At 39.7% G+C, this 23,523-nt stretch carries 25 protein-coding genes and 1 tRNA gene; 24 read left to right on the top strand and 2 right to left on the bottom strand.

What is annotated here, in order from left to right; translation table 11 throughout:
• Window positions 1-362 precede the first annotated feature (362 nt).
• The 5 genes from noc to AAIH57_RS19900 all read left to right on the top strand — a co-directional run bounded on the left by noc (window position 363) and on the right by AAIH57_RS19900 (window position 4,957).
• Window positions 363-1,181 (top strand): nucleoid occlusion protein, encoded by an 819-nt coding sequence (gene noc / locus AAIH57_RS19880; protein ID WP_413036575.1) that lies wholly within the window; start codon window positions 363-365, stop codon window positions 1,179-1,181.
• Window positions 1,182-1,367: 186 nt separating this feature from the next.
• Complete coding sequence (locus AAIH57_RS19885) at window positions 1,368-2,129, top strand: ParA family protein (RefSeq protein ID WP_095293506.1); 762 nt, start codon at window positions 1,368-1,370, stop codon at window positions 2,127-2,129.
• Complete coding sequence (locus tag AAIH57_RS19890) at window positions 2,122-2,967, top strand: ParB/RepB/Spo0J family partition protein (RefSeq protein WP_430022737.1); 846 nt, start codon at window positions 2,122-2,124, stop codon at window positions 2,965-2,967. Before AAIH57_RS19885 ends, AAIH57_RS19890 begins: the two co-directional genes overlap by 8 nt.
• Window positions 2,968-3,112: 145 nt before the next feature.
• Entirely contained in the window at window positions 3,113-4,267 is a 1,155-nt protein-coding gene (locus AAIH57_RS19895; RefSeq protein WP_430022738.1) for an aminotransferase class V-fold PLP-dependent enzyme, read from the top strand.
• Window positions 4,268-4,456: 189 nt separating this feature from the next.
• On the top strand, window positions 4,457-4,957 hold the full coding sequence (locus AAIH57_RS19900) for a DUF4446 family protein (RefSeq protein ID WP_413036572.1): 501 nt from the start codon (window positions 4,457-4,459) through the stop codon (window positions 4,955-4,957).
• Here the strand turns inward: AAIH57_RS19900 and yyaC are convergent.
• Complete coding sequence (yyaC, locus tag AAIH57_RS19905; RefSeq protein ID WP_175394198.1) at window positions 4,932-5,537, bottom strand: spore protease YyaC; 606 nt, start codon at window positions 5,535-5,537, stop codon at window positions 4,932-4,934. The genes AAIH57_RS19900 and yyaC overlap by 26 nt on opposite strands.
• 160 nt (window positions 5,538-5,697) lie before the next feature.
• Here yyaC and AAIH57_RS19910 point away from each other — a divergent pair, with 160 nt between their 5' ends.
• The 4 genes from AAIH57_RS19910 (at window position 5,698) to AAIH57_RS19925 (ending at window position 7,311) form a co-directional block, all read left to right on the top strand.
• Entirely contained in the window at window positions 5,698-5,949 is a 252-nt protein-coding gene (locus AAIH57_RS19910) for a DUF3343 domain-containing protein (protein ID WP_095293526.1), read from the top strand.
• A gap of 14 nt (window positions 5,950-5,963) precedes the next feature.
• Window positions 5,964-6,920: a mechanosensitive ion channel family protein gene (locus AAIH57_RS19915; protein ID WP_430022739.1), complete on the top strand. Its 957-nt coding sequence runs from the start codon at window positions 5,964-5,966 to the stop codon at window positions 6,918-6,920.
• Complete coding sequence (locus tag AAIH57_RS19920; protein WP_175394218.1) at window positions 6,910-7,119, top strand: DUF951 domain-containing protein; 210 nt, start codon at window positions 6,910-6,912, stop codon at window positions 7,117-7,119. Before AAIH57_RS19915 ends, AAIH57_RS19920 begins: the two co-directional genes overlap by 11 nt.
• Window positions 7,120-7,220: 101 nt before the next feature.
• Window positions 7,221-7,311: transfer RNA gene (locus tag AAIH57_RS19925), tRNA-Ser, on the top strand.
• 413 nt (window positions 7,312-7,724) lie between these two features.
• Here AAIH57_RS19925 and AAIH57_RS19930 read toward each other — a convergent pair.
• Complete coding sequence (locus tag AAIH57_RS19930) at window positions 7,725-7,919, bottom strand: YjzC family protein (RefSeq protein WP_095293500.1); 195 nt, start codon at window positions 7,917-7,919, stop codon at window positions 7,725-7,727.
• 199 nt (window positions 7,920-8,118) lie between these two features.
• Between AAIH57_RS19930 and rpsF the strand changes: the two genes are divergently transcribed.
• The 15 genes from rpsF to AAIH57_RS20005 all read left to right on the top strand — a co-directional run bounded on the left by rpsF (window position 8,119) and on the right by AAIH57_RS20005 (window position 23,521).
• On the top strand, window positions 8,119-8,412 hold the full coding sequence (gene rpsF / locus AAIH57_RS19935) for a 30S ribosomal protein S6 (RefSeq protein ID WP_024629534.1): 294 nt from the start codon (window positions 8,119-8,121) through the stop codon (window positions 8,410-8,412).
• A 48-nt stretch (window positions 8,413-8,460) separates the two neighbouring features.
• Entirely contained in the window at window positions 8,461-8,946 is a 486-nt protein-coding gene (gene ssb, locus AAIH57_RS19940) for a single-stranded DNA-binding protein (RefSeq protein ID WP_024629535.1), read from the top strand.
• A gap of 56 nt (window positions 8,947-9,002) precedes the next feature.
• The gene (rpsR, locus tag AAIH57_RS19945; protein ID WP_062327715.1) at window positions 9,003-9,275 is read left to right on the top strand and encodes a 30S ribosomal protein S18; all 273 of its coding nucleotides are present in this window, start codon (window positions 9,003-9,005) and stop codon (window positions 9,273-9,275) included.
• A 234-nt stretch (window positions 9,276-9,509) separates the two neighbouring features.
• The gene (locus tag AAIH57_RS19950; protein ID WP_430022740.1) at window positions 9,510-10,100 is read left to right on the top strand and encodes a M15 family metallopeptidase; all 591 of its coding nucleotides are present in this window, start codon (window positions 9,510-9,512) and stop codon (window positions 10,098-10,100) included.
• A gap of 706 nt (window positions 10,101-10,806) precedes the next feature.
• The gene (locus AAIH57_RS19955; RefSeq protein ID WP_430022741.1) at window positions 10,807-12,549 is read left to right on the top strand and encodes an ABC transporter substrate-binding protein; all 1,743 of its coding nucleotides are present in this window, start codon (window positions 10,807-10,809) and stop codon (window positions 12,547-12,549) included.
• A 76-nt stretch (window positions 12,550-12,625) separates the two neighbouring features.
• Window positions 12,626-13,588, top strand: coding sequence for an ABC transporter permease (locus AAIH57_RS19960; RefSeq protein ID WP_430022742.1), 963 nt, complete (start codon window positions 12,626-12,628; stop codon window positions 13,586-13,588).
• A gap of 6 nt (window positions 13,589-13,594) precedes the next feature.
• Window positions 13,595-14,524, top strand: coding sequence for an oligopeptide ABC transporter permease (gene opp4C, locus AAIH57_RS19965; RefSeq protein WP_430022743.1), 930 nt, complete (start codon window positions 13,595-13,597; stop codon window positions 14,522-14,524).
• A gap of 10 nt (window positions 14,525-14,534) precedes the next feature.
• Window positions 14,535-15,506, top strand: coding sequence for an ABC transporter ATP-binding protein (locus AAIH57_RS19970; protein ID WP_430022744.1), 972 nt, complete (start codon window positions 14,535-14,537; stop codon window positions 15,504-15,506).
• 1 nt (window position 15,507) lies between these two features.
• On the top strand, window positions 15,508-16,473 hold the full coding sequence (locus AAIH57_RS19975) for an ABC transporter ATP-binding protein (RefSeq protein ID WP_430022745.1): 966 nt from the start codon (window positions 15,508-15,510) through the stop codon (window positions 16,471-16,473).
• 617 nt (window positions 16,474-17,090) lie between these two features.
• Window positions 17,091-17,258 carry a hypothetical protein gene (locus AAIH57_RS19980; RefSeq protein ID WP_430022746.1) on the top strand — a complete coding sequence of 56 codons (168 nt, stop codon included), beginning with the start codon at window positions 17,091-17,093 and terminating at the stop codon, window positions 17,256-17,258.
• Window positions 17,259-17,361: 103 nt separating this feature from the next.
• Window positions 17,362-18,729 carry a radical SAM protein gene (locus tag AAIH57_RS19985; protein ID WP_430022747.1) on the top strand — a complete coding sequence of 456 codons (1,368 nt, stop codon included), beginning with the start codon at window positions 17,362-17,364 and terminating at the stop codon, window positions 18,727-18,729.
• A 25-nt stretch (window positions 18,730-18,754) separates the two neighbouring features.
• Window positions 18,755-20,086: a radical SAM protein gene (locus AAIH57_RS19990; RefSeq protein ID WP_430022748.1), complete on the top strand. Its 1,332-nt coding sequence runs from the start codon at window positions 18,755-18,757 to the stop codon at window positions 20,084-20,086.
• Window positions 20,087-20,111: 25 nt separating this feature from the next.
• Window positions 20,112-21,050 carry a M55 family metallopeptidase gene (locus AAIH57_RS19995; protein ID WP_430022749.1) on the top strand — a complete coding sequence of 313 codons (939 nt, stop codon included), beginning with the start codon at window positions 20,112-20,114 and terminating at the stop codon, window positions 21,048-21,050.
• Window positions 21,051-21,052: 2 nt separating this feature from the next.
• Window positions 21,053-22,669 (top strand): ABC transporter ATP-binding protein, encoded by a 1,617-nt coding sequence (locus AAIH57_RS20000; protein ID WP_430022750.1) that lies wholly within the window; start codon window positions 21,053-21,055, stop codon window positions 22,667-22,669.
• Window positions 22,670-22,993: 324 nt separating this feature from the next.
• Window positions 22,994-23,521: an ArsR/SmtB family transcription factor gene (locus AAIH57_RS20005; RefSeq protein WP_430022751.1), complete on the top strand. Its 528-nt coding sequence runs from the start codon at window positions 22,994-22,996 to the stop codon at window positions 23,519-23,521.
• Window positions 23,522-23,523 lie beyond the last annotated feature (2 nt).

Here is a 23,523-nt window from a genome sequence, read left to right on the forward strand (position 1 = left end):
TTAGATACATAGCAAAAGCAAGGAACGATTATACAACAAAAACAGCGAAAAGAATGGAACAATTCAGGAGAAAACCGACAAGATGGGCGGAGAAAAAGCAGGAAAATTAGGAGAGTTTAAAGAATAGGTTAGAATAGGATTATGATAGAAAAGATGATAGAATAGAAGTAGCCGGTCTTGTGTATCAGAGATCATAGATTATATATAAATAGATTTTGTATGCAGCATAGACATTGGATCAGAACGTGGTGTAAAAAGGCAAAACTTATTCGAGAACGACAACATATGAGGGGTCGCATATAGAATAAGAAGCACCTGCATTGTTGCGGGAGCTATTACGAAACTAGGTGGTAATCTACGGAATGAAAGAACAATTTTCGAAGTTGTTTGGTTTGGCGGAGCGCAATAACGGAGATGAGATAAAACAAATTCCGGTCAATGAAATAGTAAGCAGCCCGTATCAACCCCGTACTATTTTTGATGATGATAAGATTGATGAGTTGTTGCAGACGATCAAAACCCATGGAGTCATTCAGCCTATTGTTGTCCGTGTACGAAATGGATCCTATGAGATTATTGCCGGAGAGCGTCGCTGGCGTGCAGTTCGAAAACTGGGCCTGGATCATATTCCAGCCATTGTGCGTGAATTTAATGATTCACAGGCTGCATCCATTGCATTGATTGAGAACCTCCAGCGTGAAGGGCTCACATCCATTGAAGAAGCGGTTGCTTATCAAAAGTTGATTGATCTTCATCAGCTGACGCAAGAAAGTCTTGCACAGCGTTTGGGCAAAAGCCAGTCAACCATCGCCAACAAAATTCGGTTGTTACAGCTCCCGGAAGGAATTAAGACTGCATTGATGGAACGTAAAGTTTCCGAACGTCATGCTAGAGCTTTGCTATCGCTGGATTCAGAAGAACTGCAAATGAAATTGCTTGGCGAAATTATTGAAAAAGAGTTGAATGTAAAACAAACCGAAGCAAGGGTTGCCTTTTACAAAGAAGCTTCCAAAATCAAAAAATCCAAACGCATCTCATTTACCAAAGATGTCAGACTGGCTCTGAACACAATTCGCCAATCGATTGATATGGTGTCTGGTTCAGGAATGGATATCAAAACCAAAGAAGCAGATCACGAGGATCATTACGAGATCGTCATTCATATTCCGAAACGCAAATAGTTGAAGCTTAAGGCGGCAATGGGGCCGCTTTTTCTGTCTATAGAGCTGGTTGAGGCTTGAATTGAAGAGAGTGTTTGAAGAACGAAACGGTAGTTGTTGTTTGTGTGGACGATAGCCACCTGCTTTTAGTTAACTGTATCTCACAACCTACAAGAAAAGACTCCTATTTTATTTGAGGTGAAGTAATTGTCTAAGATTATGGCCGTAGCAAATCAAAAGGGCGGTGTGGGGAAAACGACGACATCTGTTAACTTGGGTGCAGGTCTGGCTTCACTCGGGAAAAGAGTATTGCTTGTCGATATTGACCCTCAGGGGAATACGACCAGTGGAGTCGGAATCAATAAAGCAGATGTGGCCAATTGTATATATGATGTCATCATTAACGAAGTTCATCCTCAGGAAGCCATTGTGGAAACTCAAATTGAAGGTCTTCATATCATACCTGCAACGATTCAACTTGCCGGAGCCGAGATTGAGTTGGTATCCACGATATCACGGGAAGTTCGTTTGAAAAAGTCACTCGCCATGGTGAAAAAAAACTATGATTACATACTGATCGATTGCCCACCATCCCTTGGCATGTTAACGATCAATTCGTTAACCGCTTCCGATTCGGTGATCATTCCGATCCAGTGTGAGTATTACGCACTTGAAGGGTTAAGCCAGCTGCTCAACACGGTTCGTCTGGTGCAGAAACATTTGAATACCTCTTTGCAAATAGAGGGTGTACTGCTCACCATGTTTGATGCCCGCACCAACTTGGGGATTCAGGTGATTGAAGAAGTGAAAAAGTATTTCCAACAAAAAGTGTATCAAACTATTATTCCGCGTAATGTGCGACTTAGTGAAGCTCCATCACATGGACAGTCCATTATTACGTATGATCCCCGTTCGCGAGGAGCAGAAGTGTATTTAGAGCTCGCAAAGGAAGTGATATCGTATGAGTAAGCGGCTCGGAAAAGGTCTGGATGCCCTCATTCCATCGCTTTCAATAAATGACGATGACAAGGTCGTAGAAATCCCGATTAGTCAATTGCGGGCAAACCCTTATCAGCCTCGGAAAGTATTTGATGAGGATGCTATACATGAACTGGCGGAATCCATTCGTCAACACGGTGTCATACAACCTATTATTGTACGTACGGTACTTAGAGGTTACGAGATTATTGCCGGGGAACGCCGTTTTAGAGCATCCCAGTACTGTGGTAATGCAACAGTCCCTGCAGTAGTCCGTAATTTCAGTGATCAGCAGGTAATGGAAATTGCCTTGATTGAGAACCTTCAACGGGAGAATCTGAATGCGATGGAAGTCGCTGTCGCCTATCAGGGTCTGATGGATCAATTCTCTCTGACACAGGAAGAGTTGTCTGTCAAAGTGGGGAAATCACGTTCTCATATCGCTAACTTTCTGCGTCTATTATCGTTGCCGGATGAAGTGAAAGATCATGTTTCACGTGGAACATTATCCATGGGTCATGCACGCGCCATTGTCGGGGTGAAAGACGAGGACATAGTGAAACAGCTGGCTAAACAAACCATTGATCAACAATGGAGTGTACGTGAACTGGAAGAAGCGGTACAGCAACTGGATCGTTCCAAATCTGGAGAAGCCAAAACCAGATCCAAACTCAAGAAAAAAGATCCGTTTATTGATACAGTGGAAGAGTCATTGCGTGAACGTTTCAAAACAACAGTAAAAATCAAGCACAACAAGGATAAAGGCAAAATCGAGCTCAACTACTACAGCAAACAGGATCTGGAACGATTGTTGGAATTACTGCAATAGACAATCGTTATGATCAACTTACAACACGCGGGGCTTTTTCATCTGATGACATATCGCCTCTGTACGATGGAGAAACGATATGTCATTGTTTGTTTTCAGGAGCAGATACAGGTTTCTCATCAAACAGGACAGAGGTGGTCAAGAGGTGAAAGAAGTGATTTATCTGGATCATGCTGCAACATCATGGCCTAAACCACCTGCTGTTGGTGAAGCAATGATGAACGCCCTCGATGTTGCCGGAGCAAACCCAGGCAGAGGCAGCCATAGAATGGCCGTTCAAGCAAGCCGTGTACTCTTTGACACGAGAAAGGTTCTATCCAGTCTTTTCGGCATAAGTAATGCCAATGATATTGCACTTGGTTCCAACACGACAGAAGCGTTGAATCTTGCAATCCAAGGATGGCTGCGAGAAGGCGATCATGTCATTGCTACAATGGCTGAACATAACTCGGTCAGGCGGCCTCTGGAATATTTGCGAAGGGTTCGGAAGGTAGAAGTGGATTATGTACCTCTCAATGCATCAGGTTCTATAGATTTGGTTCAAATGGAAGGACTGTTCCGTCCAAATACTAGACTGGTAGTCTGCACTCATAGTTCCAATCTGCTGGGCAGCATTTTACCAATTGGCGAAATATCGCTTATATGCCATAAACATCAGGCGACATTGCTTGTAGATGCCGCTCAAAGTGCTGGCATTATGCCAGTGAATGTGCAGCAATTAGGTATTGATATGTTAGCCTTTCCAGGACACAAGGGCTTGCTCGGTCCGCAGGGCACAGGGGGACTTTATATCGCTCCCGAGCTTGATGTCGAGCCGCTTCTCCATGGAGGTACAGGCAGCCAGTCTGAAGCCATTCGGCAGCCGCTTGTTCGTCCGGACCGGTATGAGGCGGGGACACCGAATACAGTAGGCATGGCAGGTCTAGCAGCTGGTGTAAGGCATGTGATGGAATTGACCCCGGAATCAATCTATAAGCATGAATGGGAATTGACACAATACATGATGCACGGGTTATCATCCGTACAGGGAATTCGAATGCTGGGCCCAGGACTTGAACAACCACGCACTGGGTTGGTATCCTTTACGATAGAGGGATATGACTCTGCTCAGCTTGCTTTTCAGCTGGATCGTCATTATGGTATTGCTGTTCGCTCCGGTTTTCACTGTACACCACTTGCTCATGAATCTGCCGGAACAACGTTGAGCGGGGCTGTCAGGGCCAGCGTGGGGTACACAACGACTAGCCAAGATATAGATGCACTGATTGCAGCAGTACATGAATTGACGAAACCGAAGTGAATTAATATCATTTCAGAATTAGAGTTTAAAAATTTGAGATACATCACAAAAAAAACTGGAGAATTAATGATTAGCCATTACCGATAAAGGGTTTATTTATAAGAGGAAGGTCTTACGAATCTATAGTGGTTCGTTGGCTAAATGAACGGATGGTTACTGAACAAACAAACAGAGGGGTAGTTGCACTACATGGCTGAATTAAACGAGCTGATTCTGGAACAGCTGCTATGGATTATTGGCGGAATGGCATTATTATTGGTGATCTTACTGATTGTGAGTATTGCCCAAGGCGCGAAGTTGCGCAAGTTCAAACGGAAATACGAAGCGATGATGGCTGGCAGCGGGGTAGAGGATCTGGAATCGTTGTTGATCAATCTGAAAATTCAGATGGACAGCATTGAGGATGAGCATAAGCTGCAAACCAGTCAACTACAGACTGTCATGCAAAAACTGACTCGTATCCAGGGGAAAGTTGGCGTGAAACGCTATAATGCCTATGGAGAAAGAGGAAGTGACTTAAGCTTCTCGATGGCCATGATTAATGATAATCAAGATGGTATGATCCTCACAGGGATCTACAATCGTGATGGTTCTTATGTGTATGCCAAGCCTCTTAAAGGGGGAGAGTCAACGTATACACTATCCCCTGAAGAGAAAGAGGCAATTACTCTGGCACAGCAAGCAGAGTAGAGCGTGTATGCCATTCGCGAATGGCTGAGTAAAGACTGCTCGCTATAATTTCAGACATGCGCATGACAAGACTGAGCCGTGTGTTTTGCAGAACAAAGTATTCCATAAAGCCGCCGACGTTAACGATACCAGTAAGATGGATATCGCCGACCGGCGGTAATTCTTTATTTACGCCCGCTCCAGGTTTAAGAGGTCCATTGACAACCTGGATACAACCGACACTGGAAGACTGACCGAGACAAGCATCAATCCCAATGACATACGGGTTATGGTGTGTATTCTGTATCGTATTAAGGGTGTCTTGCAGGTTCATCGCATGTACAGGTTCGTCCAATGTGCCATACAGATGGAATAAAGGGCTGTCCCACTTGGCAAGTGAAGAACCGACCAGAGGACCGAGGCAGTCTCCGGTGGAGCGATCTGTGCCGATGCAGACAATGACGACATTTTGAAGAGAATGAGCCTTATAGAGATGGAACATTAAACGATGTATAATGGCGGAGTGGATGCCTGGATCGGTATGTGGAATTTTCAAACTGGTCATATCTTGGGATGAATAAGAACGCGAAATGGGATTCATAGGATCTATCCTTTCCCCTTGAGAATGGTAGTAACAGTATATGGAAGGATAGAAGATTTTATACGTCCTAAGGACAAGCCTTTTCTAAAGGGTCGGGTGTTGGGACTCTGACCTTGGAGGAGGCAGGAAAAGCAGAAAGGAGCCGGTTATGGACGAGTGGATGGATGATTGGATGCTGATTGCGTTTGATTCTACCCAGCAGGCTTTGCGAGCGGAGATGCTGCTTGAGTTTGCCGAGATTGAAATTGATCTGTTTCCTACCCCGAAAGAGATCACGGCTGGCTGTGCGCTTTGTATACAGTTTCCAAAAGAAGATCTGGCGAGAGTGCAGCAGATCATTCGGAACGAGTTTGTGGAGATCCGCGGCCTCTATTTTAAAACCGAAGACAGCTATGATAACATACCCATGTAGAGGAGGATGGATCTATGTTGCCTTTTAGATTTGCTGCACAAGCAACAACGCCAGAAACCGATGACGGCAAGGTGAAAGCTACTGTAGACGAGGCTCTTCGCTGGACAGATAAGTTATGGAACTCCGTTACCGATGCTGATATGTGGCTAAACATTCTATTCAGCTCGATTCGTATTGTTATTATTTTTATTATCACCCGCATTGTGATTAAGATCGTTTACCGCATCATCGATCGCAGCCTGGAACGAAAGCAGGAAGGCAAAGTTCGCGTAAACCCGCGCAGATTTGTGACGGTAGGTGAATTGCTGAAAAATGCGACTTCCATAACGTGTAATTTCATAATGATTCTGTTACTGTTATCTGAGATCAATATACAAGTCGGTCCACTCTTGGCCAGTGCCGGTGTTCTTGGACTTGCAATAGGTTTCGGTGCACAGGGATTGGTCAAAGATGTTATTACCGGTTTCTTCATTATATTAGAGGACCAATTCGCTGTAGGGGACGTCATTCAGACAGGTACCTATAAAGGTACGGTCGAAGTAATTGGACTGAGAACGACCAAATTGGTGAGTTGGCAAGGTGAAGTCCATATCATCCCGAACGGTACAATTGCGAGTGTAACGAACTTTTCCATGTCTAATTCCCTTGCAGTTGTAGATATCCCGATGAAGGGAGACCAGACATTGGACGAATCCGTTCACTTGGTTAAGCAGGCTTTGATTGGGATCGAGGAGCGTGACCTTAACATTGTGAAGGTTCCAGACGTGCTCGGCATTCAGTCCATGTCTACTTCGGAATATGTCGTTCGGATTGTCTCTGAGTGCATGCCAAATTCAAGAGCCTCGGTAGAGCGTCAGATCCAAAGTGATGTGAAGAAAACAATGGAGTATCATGAGATGGGCAAGCTCGCTGCATTGGAGCAGGCAGCGGGGCAGGAGAAGGACGAAGGGAATGGTACTGGTGGAGCGTAAAAGTTTCCAGCTCGGAGACGTTGTACAGATGAAAAAGCAGCATCCCTGTGGAAGCAATGAGATGGAGATCATTCGAATGGGCATGGACATCCGGATCAAATGCGTTGGCTGTAAACACAGTGTACTTATTCCAAGAGCTAAATTCGAAAAAAACATGAAAAAGGTACTTCGCTCGGCTGAAGATGCTGCGGAATCCTAAAGAGAAGTTCTGCAGCAAACTTCGCCCAAAATAACGTTTTCATCCAAGCAAAGCTAGGTGTTGCGTTCTGTAATTGATCATGCTATAATCAATATTGCTGCGGAAAGGTACCCAAGAGGCCCAAGGGGGCTGACTCGAAATCAGCTAGGCGTGTCACAGCGTGCGTGGGTTCGAATCCCACCCTTTCCGCCACTTACAGCTTTTGACCCATGGATTTGTAATACACTCGGATATATTGAGTTTGTATAAAGAAAGTAATTAGACCTTCCTATATGGGAGGTTTTTTGTTTTGTTCCGTAGGAAACGGTTTGTAAAAGCTGCAAAGCAAAAACAAAGAGCCCCAAAGGGCTCCTTGTCGGCGGTACATCGGTTAGTTAGGAAACAATCGGTCGTAAGATCAGAAACCTGGCGTACTGCGAATGCAGTACTCGTGCTCAGACGAAGGGCCTTACACACAACCACTTGCTTCTTAGATTACGTGATGAATCTCCAACATTACACGATCGGCTGCGTTGTCCAACGGAACCACACCTCTCTCGTGTACCGCCTGATTCTATTATGTGCATTATCACGTTTTATATACATGCATTATAAAAAGTTTTCTTTTAATGAACGCGGGCCTTTGTCAGTCTCTTCCACTTCCGGTTCTGGTTGCTCGTTTCAGGGAAGGACTCCCCTTTTTTGAGGGTTATCCGTCTAGGATTTTGAATTTCAGTGTGGAAGCTTTTTTCTCCGACTTCCGTATACTCTCCATCATTCGGTGCTTTGTCACCTTTTTCAAATTCAGTTTGTTCACCCATGGTAAGACCTCCTTAGATATTTTCTTATTACTGCCTCCATAGTGTGCTCCATAAATGGAACGAACATGTGCCAATAAGAACAGGGAACGTTTGCTTGCATTGGAGCTTTGTTTTTGTTATATTAATATAGTTCGAGTTTGTGCTCGTTCCTTGCTCTCAACCTGGATTGAGGGCCAGAGTCCATAAGGAGGTGAAAATTATGCGCAAATATGAAGTGATGTACATTATTCGTCCTGACGTTGAGCAAGAAGTTGTTCAAGCTACAGTCGATAAATTCCAAGGCATCATCTCCAACGGCGGTGGTGAAGTTACAGCTCACGACGTTATGGGTAAACGCCGTCTTGCGTATGAGATCAAGAAATTCCGTGATGGTGTTTATGTTCTGGTACACTTCACTGCTGAACCAGCAGTAGTTACTGAGCTTGAGCGTCTCATGAAGATTTCTGACGAAGTAATTCGTTATCTCATTACGAACGATGTTAAGTCTGCCTAAGACAACTCGTGATTAACGCACCAATACGCTCTGAAGGAGGGGATTACATTGTTGAACCGTGTCATTCTGATCGGCCGGTTAACCCGGGATCCTGAGTTGCGTTATACTCCAGCAGGAGTAGCAGTAACGCAATTTACTTTGGCAGTGGACAGACCGTTTACAAGCCAAGGGGGAGAGCGGGAAGCGGATTTTATTCCGGTCGTAACCTGGAGACAGCTTGCTGAGACTTGTGCAAACTATTTGCGCAAAGGACGCCTAGCTGCAGTCGAAGGACGCATTCAAGTACGGAACTACGAGAATAACGAAGGAAAACGTGTATACGTGACCGAAGTCATTGCCGATAACGTCCGTTTCTTGGAGTCAGCTAACCGTGATAACAACGGTGGCGGCGGTGGGCAACCGATGCGTGAAGAGCCTTCTTACGGAGGCGGCGGGCGCGCGAACAATAACAATAATTCGCGTAGCAACAATCAGGATCCTTTTTCCGATGACGGAAAACCGATTGATATATCGGATGATGATTTGCCATTTTAACGTGAATCAAGGCTCTTAGGAGTGATTGGTTTAACGATAGGAAAGGACTGAAAAGCATGAGCTTCAAGCAAAGAGAAGGCGGAGACAACGATAAAAGACCGGCTCGCCGTGGCGGCCGTAACAAACGTCGTAAAGTGTGCTTCTTCACAGCTAACAAAATTACTCACATCGATTATAAAGATACGGACTTGCTTCGTAAATTTATCAGCGAACGTGGAAAAATTTTGCCACGCCGTGTAACAGGTACTAGCGCTAAATATCAACGCATGCTGACGATTGCGATCAAACGCTCCCGTCAAATCGCATTGCTGCCATACACAACTGAGTAGTCTTACTCAGCTTGCATACGAAGCAGCCGGCTTATCGCCGGCTGCTTTTTTGTGTATAGAAAAATAAAGAATTAGTGAACAGGTTGCTTATGCTTATATTCATGGCAAGTTCAAACTGGTGGGAGATAAGCAATTGGGATGCAAATGATTTATAATAGATTATATTATAGACTTGAGTAAAGTATGATATGAATCATTTTTCTATTTATAATAGTCAAACACCAGGAGTGGCATATGAACAAAACCAAAAGAAAAGAGCAGCAGAAGCGAAAGAAGAGTTTGCGTTTGTGGCTTATAGCTACTCTGCTGCTTTCGATTTTATATGTGTGGCTGCAACAAAAAGAAAGCACGTACGAGATGTGGCCAGAACATATTCAAGATGTTACACCAATTACAGGTCTCCACCCGGTAGTAGCAGAGAGCGAGGAGCTATTGGTACGTAAAGCAGCCCGACGTGGTATAGAAGTCGTCATTACCCATGGTTATCGGAGTATAGAAGAGCAGGATGAGTTATTCAACCAAGGTCGTTCTAACGCTGGAAATATAGTTACCAATGCTCGAGGCGGAGAGTCCTATCACAACTATGGATTGGCAATTGATTTTGCACTTCGTACGCCAGATGGTGATGTCGTATGGGATATGGAACGTGATGATAACGGGAATGGTCAAGCAGACTGGATGGAAGTCGTAGATATGGCCAAGGAGCTGGGTTTTACGTGGGGAGGAGATTGGGCTAACTTTCCGGATTATCCTCATTTGCAAATGGATTTTGGTTTAAGCATAAATGAACTGAAGCGTGGGAAGCGCCCACCTGAATCGCCTTAGTAATTATAATTAAAATACAATAAAATGTATAAATATTGGACAAGTCCTGCATTTTGCAGGGCTTTTTTCATTCTTATGTAAAAAAAATGATAAAAGATTACAATTAGTCCTTTACAGCAGCAAATAAATAAATCTATACTATAATAACTAGAATTTTAACACGGACTTAATGAATAGCATAAATCTAATCGGATAGACATAAATTTGCTTAAATGACACCTGACATAAATGAGACAATGAAACCGTCGTTTTTATCACAAACTTAACATGAGAATTTATAAAAAACAATTATCTAACATATTAATAACCAGGCGATGTAATATTAATGTCATATTAATTAAACCCAGTTATCTTCCAATCCAAAACCTCACGTAGATCACATCTAAATAAGCTCGAAATTCCTTTGATATCTACCCTTAAAACATAACTAATATCCAAAACTGTGTTATAAAAAACATTTATACCAAAAATCTCAAAATAATCATTGACGTCACCTAAATTTACACGTATGATTACATTAATTATTTTGCAGTATAATCCCGCTAGGAATTATCAACATTAATTGACCAATGGTTTAAATTTGTAAATCTCACTAAATTTCACCTAAGAGTTTGCAGCATGACTAGCATACGTAATTATTCATGGATATTTATATCCAGATAATTTATTTGAAATCAGAAATCAGAAACTTTTGAGGGGGATTTTCATGAAGAAGAGATTTTCATTAATGCTGGTCATCATGCTTATGTTGGTAACTGTATTGGCGGCATGTTCTAGTGGAGAGAGCGCTGAACAAACTCCAGGAGACACACCGAAAACAGAAACGGAGACTAACAATCCAGCTCCGGAAGATTCGACTCAAAACGATGGACTATTTGAAGCAACTGATATGTCATTGAATCCATCAACTGCTACAAACCGTAAAGACACATTGGTTGTAGGTACTACCTCACCTAAAGGAGTATTCAATCCTTTATTTCAAGATTCCGCATACGATGACCAGATCAACCTGTTGATTTTCGACAGTTTTGAAACCATTAATGGAGACGGAACATACTCCCCATTTCTTGCTGACAGCATTGATGTGAGTGACGATGGTCTGAAGTACACGTTTAAACTGAAACCAGGTGTAACTTATTCTGACGGGACTCCTGCAACAGTTAAGGATTTCTACTTCGCTTTGAAAGTGCTTCATGACAAAAGCTATGATGGATCTTCTGATCCACTGTCCTATTCAATTAAAGGTGGACAAGAGTATTACGATGGAAAATCGAATGAAATTTCTGGCGTAAAAATTATTGATGATAACACAGTAGAAGTCGAAGTAACTGAAGTTACAGCCTTAACCAAAGATTTCTTGGGTGGAATAGCTTTCCTACCAGAACATTACTATGGTAAAGACTATAAACAAGGTAACGTAGAAACAGTTAAAGCTTTAAATGAAAAGCCACTGGGCACTGGTCAGTATATTTTAACTTCTTTTAAACCAGGCCAAGAAGTAACAATGGTTGCAAATGAAAACTATTTTGCTGGAGCTCCAAAAATTAAAAATGTTATTTTCAAATCAACTACAGACGAGACTAAATTGGCTATGCTTGAATCCGGTGAGATTGATATGGACATGGTCACTGTAGATGAAGACAACGTAGAAGCAATTCAAGCTCTGGGCTTCCTTGATGTAAATATTTTTCCGACTAATGGATATGGATACATCGGTATGAACCATGAAAAGGAAAAATTTAAAGACCCTAAAGTGAGACAAGCACTTGTATATGGATTAAATCGTGCGGAAATTGTTGAAGCCGTATATGGTAAGTTTGCCGACGTAATTAACGTTCCTCAATCCAAGCAATCATGGTCATTTACAGATGAAGGTATTGAAAAATATGAATTTGATATCGAAAAAGCCAAGTCTCTGCTTGATGAAGCAGGATGGACTGCAGGCAGTGACGGGATTCGTGAGAAAAATGGGGAGAAATTTAAAATTGATTTCTCTGGAACATCCGATAACCCAGTTGTAGATGCGATCTTGCCAATTATGACAGCAAACTATAAAGAACTGGGAATTGATATTGTAGCAGAAACACTAGATTTTAACGCAATCTTGGATAAAACAGACAAAGGCGATTTCGATATGTACTTTATGGCATGGGGGTTGACGCCTGATCCCGACTCGACAGTTTATTTGTCAAATGGAGCGCAAAATCGTATTAAATACTCCAATACAACTTATGATGATCTAATGAAACAAGGTAAAAGAGAACTTGACCTTGAGAAACGTAAAGAAATTTATGCAAAAGCCTATCAAGAGTTGAATAAGGATATTGCAGACATTCTGATGTATCAAAGAAGAGATGGATGGGCCATCAACGGTCGCGTAAACGGTCTTGATATCACTCCATATAAAAAGTTTGTAGTTGATCTATATAAAGCTGAACTGGAACAATAAGAATATCAACATGAAATCGATAAGCTCAGCTCTGGCCAGAGCTGAGCTTATCTACTTATGAAGCAGGAGGAATATTATGAAGCAGTACATTATCCGTCGGCTGCTGCAAATGATTCCGACAATGATCGGGATAACAATCATTGTCTTTGCGATCACTACATTGGTTCCAGGTGATTACATTACAGCCCAGCAAAATCCAAGTATGACAGCTGAAAAAGCAGCACAATTAAGAGAAATATATGGTCTGGATAAAGGGCCTGTAGAACGGTATTTTGTTTGGGTAGGAAATATGCTCACCGGTAATATGGGGGATTCTTTACAACACAAGCGCCCAGTCACCGATGTTATTGGGGATTACGTTTGGAATTCGTTTATCATTGCTTTTCTGAGCCTAATTCTCTCTTGGGTTATAGCAATTTTTAGTGGTGTGTTTTCTGCTAAATTTCAATATTCTTTTTTCGATAAGATAGTGACTATGATTGTTTTCTTATGTATGTCTCTACCTTCATTTTTCATAGGTCTAGTACTGATTAAGTTCCTTGCAATTGATTTCAAGTTGTTCCCAGTCGGCGGGATGACAACCGCAGGGCAGGCAGGATCGACATGGTCTATGATTGTAGACATTGGTTATCACTCAATTCTTCCTGTTTTGGTATTGACAATGCTGAGTACTGGAAGCCTCACTCGTTATTTCAGAACAAGTATGCTTGAAGTCATCCGTCAGGATTATATCCGTACAGCTCGGGCAAAAGGATTGAAAGAAAGAACAGTTATTTTTAAACATGCGCTTCGCAACGCCATGCTTCCTGCTATTACTCTTATGGGATTTGAGTTACCGGCCCTGTTTGGTGGAGCCATTATCCTTGAGAAAATCTTTGTGTGGCCAGGCGTAGGACAGGTTTATCTTGAGTCAATAACGATGCGTGATTATCCATTTATGCTTGGATTCACTATCTTTATGGCGGCTCTAACCCTTCTTGGTACACTGTTGTCTGATGTTCTCTATGGGGTAGCAGATCCCAGAATTAGATTGAAGTAGGAGGAGATGTCATTGTCACTTGAGGCTGCACCACTAAAATCGAAAGCACAGGTTCCTATCAAGCAGCCGGATTCTCCCTGGCGTATCGCGATACGTCGTTTTGCCCGGAATCGACTTGCATTGGCAGGGCTTTTAATTCTTGTACTGATGGTTCTTACTTGTTACATTGGACCGCTTCTTTCTCCCTACAATTTGAATGACTATAGCGTAGCGGACAAAAACCAAGCACCTAGTGGAAAGCACTGGTTGGGAACAGACAAACTCGGTCGTGATGTGTTACTTCGTGTTATGCTAGCGGGACGAATTTCGATTATGGTCGGAGTTGTTGCTACTGTTATTACGGTTGTTCTAGGTGCCACTCTCGGTGCCCTAGCAGGATTTTATAGAAAATTCATTGATTCATTTATCATGCGTATTGCCGAGATCTTTATGTCTATTCCTACGTTGCCTCTTCTAATCATTCTGGGAGCGTTGTTGTCTGATTTGAAGGTACCCCCACAGGATCGCATTTATTTTCTGATGCTTATTCTGGGTATCTTGTCATGGCCGGGTCTATCAAGACTAGTACGAGGGCAGATTTTGACGCTTCGGGAGCAAGAGTTTATGCAGGCTACTGAGGCACTGGGATTGCGCGATCGTCGTAAAATATTTAGACACTTGCTTCCAAATACTGTTCCAATCATTATAGTATCTGCGACACTAGGAGTGGCATCAGCAATTTTAGCTGAATCTGCATTGAGCTATTTGGGACTCGGGGTAGTTCCGCCAACACCATCCTGGGGGAACATGATTTCTGAAGCAAACGGCATCATTGAATTCCGTAAAAGACCATGGCTCTGGATTCCTCCGGGAACTTGTATATTAATAACGGTCGTAGCGATTAACTTGATTGGTGACGGACTGCGTGATGCACTTGATCCAAAAATGAAAAAGTAGGAGATGCGATATGGCAAAAAACCTAATTGAATTCCGTAATCTGAAAACGCATTTTCATACATCAGCAGGAGTCGTGAAAGCCGTAGATGACGTGAGCTTTAATATTCGTGAAGGTGAGACTCTTTGTGTTGTAGGTGAATCGGGATGCGGTAAAAGTGTTACGGCGATGTCACTGATGCGCCTTGTTGATACTCCTCCTGCGGGTGGGGAGATTTTGTTCGAAGGCAAGGATTTACTAAAGCTTAGCAAAGGTGATATGAGCCGGATTCGTGGTAATGATATATCTGTGATTTTTCAAGAGCCGATGTCTTCTCTAAATCCGGTACTGACAATTGGAGAACAGATAACTGAGCCTATTTTGTTGCATACACTTTTGAGCCGTAAGGAAGCCAAAGCACGTGCCATTGAGTTAATTACAATGGTGGGCATTCCTCGTCCTGAGAAAATATATGACTCTTATCCGCATGAACTCAGTGGGGGCATGCGGCAAAGGATTATGATTGCTATTGCGCTCAGCTGTAAACCTAAGCTTTTGATTGCTGATGAACCGACCACTGCGTTGGATGTTACGATTCAAGCCCAGATTTTGGACTTAATGCGCGACGTTAAGGATAAATCAAATACGTCCATAATGCTGATTACTCATGATCTGGGTGTCGTTGCAGAAATGGCTGATTATGTAGTTGTCATGTACGCGGGTAAAGTAATTGAAGAAGCTTCGGTTTTTGAGCTTTTCAAGTCACCTAAGCATCCTTACACTCAGGGTCTGTTAAAGGCAAAGCCAGTGATCAATCAGAAACAGGAAAGGCTTTACTCTATCCCAGGTCAGGTGCCGAATCCGATTGAGTTGGGGAACAATTGCCACTTCCATGATAGATGCGAGTTTTGTATGAATGTATGCCGTGAAAAAGAGCCGCCTATTCGCGTAGATGCCACTGGCCATAAAGTTGCATGCTGGTTGTATGAAGAGGAGGCAAAATAAGATGGCTGAAGCACTTATAGAAATACAAAATCTCAAAAAATACTTCCCTATTACTGGCGGGGTATTTAAACGTGTTGTGGGGAATGTAAGAGCAGTAGATGACGTTTCTTTTCAAATTAACAAAGGCGAATCGTTCGGACTTGTGGGCGAGTCTGGATGCGGAAAAAGCACTATTGGCCGTACCATTTTGCGTTTGTTAGACAAGACGGATGGCAAAGTCGTGTTTAAGGGTGAAGACATACATTCATTGGACAAAACAAAGCTACGCTCAATTCGACCCAAAATGCAGATTGTATTTCAAGATCCGTTTAGTTCGCTAAATCCACGAATTAAGGTAGGAGAAGCCATTGGTGAGGCTCTAATTGATCATGGATTGTGTAGTCGGAGTGAAGTGAAAAATAGAGTCATTGAGACACTCAAAATATGTGGATTGGCTGCCTACCACTACGATCGATTTCCACACGAATTTTCAGGGGGACAGCGACAGAGAATTGGCATTGCTCGAGCTTTAATCATGAATCCTGATTTTATCGTAGCGGATGAGCCTGTATCTGCTCTGGACGTATCTATTCAGGCTCAAATTATCAATCTATTGAGTGATCTTCAACAAGAGAAGCAGCTAACCTACCTTTTCATTTCACATGATCTAAGTGTGGTAGAGCATTTGTGCGACCGTATCGGAGTCATGTATCTTGGTTCCATGGTTGAAATGGCAAGTAAAGAAGAAATGTTTCGTAATCCGCTCCATCCTTATACCAAGGCATTGCTGTCTGCAGTCCCTATACCGGATCCAACGTTACGTCGTGAGCGGATCGTTTTGAAAGGCGACATTCCAAGTCCAGCCAATCCGCCTTCCGGATGTAAGTTTCATACTCGTTGTCCGCTGGCAACTGATATTTGTAAGAAGGAGACTCCCGAATATAGGGAAGTAGAAAAGCAACATTTTGTAGCCTGTCATTTGGTTTGAGTTAATAAAAGTAAACTGCTTAAAGGAATTGGGGTTCTAACGAGCGGTATTCTTTATTCACACTTAAATATACTTAAAAATTTAGTTTAGGGGCGACTCTTCGCGGGATTCTTAACCGTGAGGAGTCGCCTAGTTTATTTTATGAACGTTCCTCAATTACATAACTAAATATTGTCCATATTTCCCTCTCTTTTTCCCTCCAATTTCCGAGGAATTTTTAAGAAAAATCTCTCTATATTTTTCAAAAAAATGACTATATAAAAGGGTTTCAAAGAACTCTCAATCTGAGAATAAGTCCTCGTCAACATAATTACTGTATATCAAATCAATATTGCCCATTTATTTGTATAGACATTCTGAAGCGGGTACAATCACAAAGCTAATAAGCTCAATAATTTGGAAATCAATGACATGGATCATAGTAGATTTTACATATTAAGTATAAAATATAAATTGTTATCGGTAACACTTAGAATATTTTAAAGGATTTCTGAGATGTATCGAAAACAGAAGTTACCTGTAAAAAAGGATATGAAAGGGGACTTGCTTATGCTTAAGAATTAATAAAAATATTTTTAGTTATTATTTTGAATTGATCTTATATGGGGAGGGATTGTATGAAATCACTACTTGATTTGATATGGAATGATGAGATTGAAGATGATGAACTGGATGACATGGTTAATGCTTTTATGACCAATACTTGCATTGCACCTAATTGTGGAGGTACTGGGCCTGTTACTGGAGGGCATCTTGTACTGGCCAACCCATACTATTGTCCATAATATTGCTAGTATTTTATCAAATATCGACTTTGATATTAAGTCAAAGTCGATATTATTTCCTCTATAATAAAAAAATTAAAGTTAAATAAATAGGAGGGATAAATTGGTTATATTTGGAAACTTACTGATCAATACGGATAATAGCTATCCAACCTTACTTTTTAATCTTATTTCGTTTAGACGAAGGATCCTTGGGCAGAACGAGTCGAAACTTGTACAAGGAATGCTAGATAAAAATAGCGTGTACGCTAATTTTACATTAGAAGAACAAGTATTATTTGAGAAACTAACGTCTGAGAGACAATTTTTAAAGGATGAGGAGATAAAAAGGGTAGAGAAATTGCTGTTAGATAAGCAGAAAGAAGAAGTAACTAATACTCGGGATGACTTTAGGTTTACTGTACAGATAACACATGCCTGTAATATGAAATGTTATTATTGTTTTGAAGAAGATTATAGAAATTACACATTCATGACCGAAGACCAAGTGGATGCAATCCAAAATTTTTATTATATCGCTTCTTACGAATCTGGTGTAACAGCTCATATTCCGTATATAAGAATTACTGGTGGAGAACCATTATTGAATGATCAAACGGTACGTATGGTGAATTATATCTCCGAAAAGTGGAATTCATCGAAGCTGATTTTATATACGAATGGAGTAAACTTGCTTAAATACTACAATGAGCTACCAATTTCAAAATTTCATGAATTTTGTATATCCTTAGACGGCATAAAAGATATCCATTTAGCAAGGAGATACAATAATAAAAAGGTTAGCGATGATATATACCACGACATTATTAATGGAATTAAGAAGTTACTCTCCAATGGTCAGAAAGTTCGTATCAAAGTAACAATAGATAAACATAATTATTCGTTTGTATCAGACTTACTAGAGTACTTGCAAAATGAACACATACTAGATAATCCTAATCTTAACAATGACATTAACGTTGTAAATGATTTCAATAATCCATTGGATATAAATGAAAAATATAATAATTCAGAGGATATTGAAAAAATGAAATCATATTTTTCAGATGAATTAGGTATGCACAATATGAATTTTTATCAATGTTTCTCTTGTCTTACGAAAATACTAGGAAGAGAACATAACTCAAAAATGTTACCTCGGTATAACCGATGCGATACTAGATTTTTATCAAACTACTTTTTCTCGCCTAATGGATCTGTTTACTTATGTGATTGCTTGGATGTTCAGAAAGGTATTGTTGGTACGTATTATCCAGAAGTATCTTTTAATGGCGAAAAAGTTATGGAGCTTGCTAGTCGCAATGTTTTTGATGATCAGGAGTGTAAAGAATGTATATATAAATTTGTCTGTTTAGGCGGATGTCCTATGATTTCTGAAATGAAGGGGGTCAAAAAGTATTGCGGAGGATTCAAAAATAGCGGATTAGTTGATCAGTTTTCCTATTTATATTTAGGAGCTAAAAAGCAATAACTAATAAATTTAAGGAGGAGTAGAAATGATAGTAATAAGGAATTTGGTCAATGTAAGATTGAATTCTCAAGATATATTACTTATAAATACATTAAATGGATTAATAGATGTCATAGATAACCAAAGTATGGATACTATTGATAGATGGAAAGATGAAGGAGCTGTTAATTTTCAGAATCAAGATGAACAAACACTATACGAAAGAATGACCAAAAGGGGGTACATAGTCGAGAACGAAGCAATAGAAAGTTCTATCAGGGAGACTTTGATGGACCAACTTTTAGATCAAAATAGAAATGAAAAGGAAAAATTGAAGGAAATAGCCCTAGTTCTATCCTATAATTGTAACTTTTCCTGTCCTTATTGCTATGAGGCGCTCGAAGAAAGTGGGAACAAGAAGATAATAACTGAGGATATGGTAGATAAAGCTGTTGCACTATCAGGGGGGCATTTAGAGCATATAACCCTTTTTGGTGGAGAACCTTTATTAATTAGCAATAGAAAAATTATTAACTATATAACAAGTAAGTATGACAAATTTAGCTACTCTGTGATAACAAACGGATACTATTTAAATGAGTATATCGATATATTTAAAAAAATAGATGTAAAACAAGTGCAAGTCACCATTGATGGAACAAAGGCAACGCATGATCTTAGTAGATGCTTGAAAAATGGGAAAGGTACTTATACCAAAATCATGAAAGGGGTAACCAGATATCTAGAGAACGGTATACCTATAAAGATCAGAATGAATATGAGTGAAGATAACTATGTTGATTGTATTAGTCACAGGGACCTCCTATTGGAACAGTATAAGGAGTTCACCGATATTCTATCTTTTGAAATGGCAACCATATTCGATACGTCTGGAGAAAAACGTTCAAAAATAAATCAGGAATTAATGCAGAATGACCTTAAAAATACAATCTTTAAGAAAAAAGAATCCATTAATCAATATCTTAGCTCCTCGCTTCCTATAACAAAATTTTTTACTTTAGATAAGCCCATAAAACCTATAATTACGCCTTGTAGGGCACATACAAACAGTCGATTTTATGATGCAGAAGGAAATGTTTACTCGTGTATTCTCTCGGTAGGGAAAGAAAGGTTCTCAATCGGAAAGTACTATCCAAAAGTTGAAACGAAGGAAAATTCTATTATTAATAGAAATGTAAGTAACATCGAACAATGCAGTCAATGTAAATATGCTTTTTTGTGTGGGGGTGGTTGTCCTTTGGTATTTAATGATGACAATTTGATGTTGCCAAATTGCAGCTACTGCATGGATGAATTGCATGAGCAAATACCTAACATTTATAACACCAAGCATCCAAAGGTAATAAATAACATCTAAATTCGAAGAGGGGGATACCGATGACATGAATGCATTGATTGTTGCTGATTTGGAGGGAATAAGTGGCGTTCAATCTTTAAATGAAATTGAGAATTGCAGAAGATTGTTTTCGGATGAAATTAATGTATACATTGAATGTTTAAATCAAAAGGGGATTAACAAGATCACTGTTTGTGATGCTCATAGTAATGGGGACTACCTTAGTGAAGATGTACTTGCCGGACAAGTTGAATTGGTTTCCAAAGTAACGAATGTTTCATTTGATCAAAAATATGATTTTGCCATTATGGCTGGATTTCACGGGAAAAGTAGAAGTGACGGTTTATATCCGCACACATTACGTCCGGATATAAAAAATATATGGTTAGATAAGAACGCTATAGGAGAAGTTGAATTATATTGTAGGTGGTTGGGAAGCAAAGGCATCCCCGTCATTTTAGTAACCGGTGACACACAAGCTATTCTGGAAGCTAACGAATTTAATATATACCGTCAGGCTTGTTGTGTTAAAAGTATACGTGGTGAAGTACAGGATCATTTCAGTGTTTTGTACAGTAAAATACAAAAAAATATAGAAGCCGCTCTTCAATTAGACTTCCAATATTGTGTTTCAAAAGATTCTGAAAAAATAGGGGTAGAATTTTTTTCCTCAGAGTTGGCAGATTTAATGATTGGTCATATGGCGGATACCAACCGTGTTACCTTTAAAAGTTGCAATGAATTCGTCAATCAATTGGATAGATTCTTTAGTGTAGTTAATAGCACTACAGAAGATTTAATAAAAACTAACTTTGCTTTTATTAAAGAATTGAGAAAGCAGTCAGGACATATTCCTAAAGATAAGATAACAGATCCTAAAACAATTAATATTCTCAATAGCAACCCTATAATGATTAGCGGGGAAGATAGAAGCTATCTAATAAAAGAGTTTAAAAAAATTTGTTCAGAATACGATGAGGAGTAGGCATGGATTTACTTAAATACGGCTTATACTACATCAAGGAAAGAAAATTCCTATGTCTAAGCTATGTTTTGTTAGGTATTCTCGTGACAGTTTTAATTGTGCTGTTGACTTATATAACAGGGAGTTTAATAGATCTATTGTCAAGTTCAGAAAATCTGCATTCTATTATGCAAATTATATTTTTACTTACATTCACCAATATAAGTATCATTGTGATTAACTATATAACAGGGATTATTTATTCGAGACTACAAGTTAATATTGCATATAATATCAGTTGCGATGTGGTTCAACATATTCATAAAGCGGACATCAAACAATTAAATAATATGAATTCTGCCTATTTAAATCAAAGATTAAGTCAAGATGCAGGCTCTGTGATTAAATTTACTCTCCAAACGATAACACTAAGCTTGAAAAATGGGATAACCATTACATTGTGTCTAGTTATTCTATTTAAGCTTTCAATTATGATTGCTATTGTTGTATTTGTTTCTTTACTGGTATATATCTTCCTCTACACTTTTCTTAGAAAAGTTATATTTCTCTACTCCAATGAAATTAAAGAGAAACAAAGCATATATTTTGGACAAATGAATGAGCAACTTCATTTATCCTGGTTCGTTAAAGTTCACTCACTTCATGATTTTTTCAGAAATAGACTCCAAGATGCTTATACACTGTTTCAAGATAGTTTTATGAGATACCAAAAGTTTTCTCATTTTTTTCTTTCCTTAGATAAGATGGTCATGGGGATAGCGCAAATTGTTGTTTATTATATATGTGCTATAGAAATTTTTAACGGAAATATTGCTTTAGGGTCATTTGTAATTATTGCAGGTTATTTTAAACAGTTGATGAATGCCATAAGTTATTATTTTAATTTAGGAAGGGATTATCAGGAATCACTGGTTTCGTATCAAAGAATCAATGAGTTAATGAACTGGGATACTGAGCAAATCGGAGAGAATGTAGTACACACTGTAGAGAGTATAAAGTTTGAAAATTTCGGTTTTTCATATAATGAGAACGCTTTGCTTGGAAAGGTTCAATTCGAATTTCACAAAGGAAAGTTGTACTCATTTTCTGGAAGGAATGGTGTGGGTAAAACTACACTTATCCTCTCTCTAATGGGTTTGTTTACTAAAGAGATGGAAGGTAACATTTATATAAATAACTTGCCTATTGAGCAAATCGATATGGTTACCTTAAGAAGGAGGATATTTGGATATTCAGACCAGGCATCTACAGTTATATACGATTCAATAAAAAATAATCTTGAGTTTAATAATGAGTCAAATAATAAATTGAAAGAAATATTGGAGATTCTTGGACTAAATCATTATATAAACAAAAGCCCTGAAGGGTTAGATTCCATAATTAATGAGCAGAGTAAAAATATATCTGGTGGAGAAAAACAGAAAATTAGTATTGCTCGAGCCTTGCTTAAAGATTCTCAAATACTAATTTTAGATGAGCCAACGTCAGCTATGGATATGCAATCTATATCGAGGTTACTTAATTATTTGCATAAGCTTAAATTAGAGAAAATCATAATTTTAGTTTCGCATGACTCAAATGTATTGAATGAATGTGACGTGAATTATACTTTAACTTAGTCTTTTGTCTTTTTGTACGAGTAAGGAATGGAGGATCTATTTGGATTTTTTATTCTGATTATTTATAAAATGGTGACTAAACCCGCTTTCTATATGGAAAGCGGGTATTTGGCTTGAATATTGTAGTATACATCTCCGCGTACGGAGATAAAAAAACATCATATTTAACAGCGCAGTTGTGATGATGAAGCACAAATTTTAAACAGTTTTCAGGAAAAATAAGGGTATACATATTCGGCTTAGCATGATAATCTAATTACACAGATCGTCAATCTATAAAATCAGATCGTTAGTGCAATTACTTTTGAAGAGGAGGTAACATGAATGAGCGGCGATGAATCTTTTAACATTTCCATTGAGCAAGCGAAGCTGTTGGGACATTCGCTTCGAGTACGAATTATTAAACAGTTGCTACATACTCCAAGGACGGCAAAACAAGTAGCGGATATGCTCGGAGAATCAGGGGGGAATGTCCATTACCATATGATGAAATTGTATGATGGTGGACTGATTAAGATGGTAGAGGAAAAGAAAGTTGGCGGAGTTACTGAAAAGTACTACCTTTCCCGCTCTAAATGGTTTAATACGATAGGATCTGGAACTGTCGATCCCGTGTTGGCTGATGAGTTTGACTCGAGTAATGTAACTAAATTGATCCTTCGTTTGGATCTTACCAACGATCAAAAGGATGAATTACATGAAGAATTTAAACAGCTGCTTGAGAGGTGGGTGGATAAAACGTCAATGCATATGACGGATAATGCTTTAACAATAAGTCAGGAGTATAGCGTAGGAATCCAGATCAAGTCAACAAAGGAGAAAAAAGAAACTGGTGACAATACGGAGGTGTAACA

This window comes from Paenibacillus sp. MABNR03, assembly GCF_050455445.1.
GTDB lineage: Bacteria > Bacillota > Bacilli > Paenibacillales > Paenibacillaceae > Paenibacillus > Paenibacillus xylanilyticus.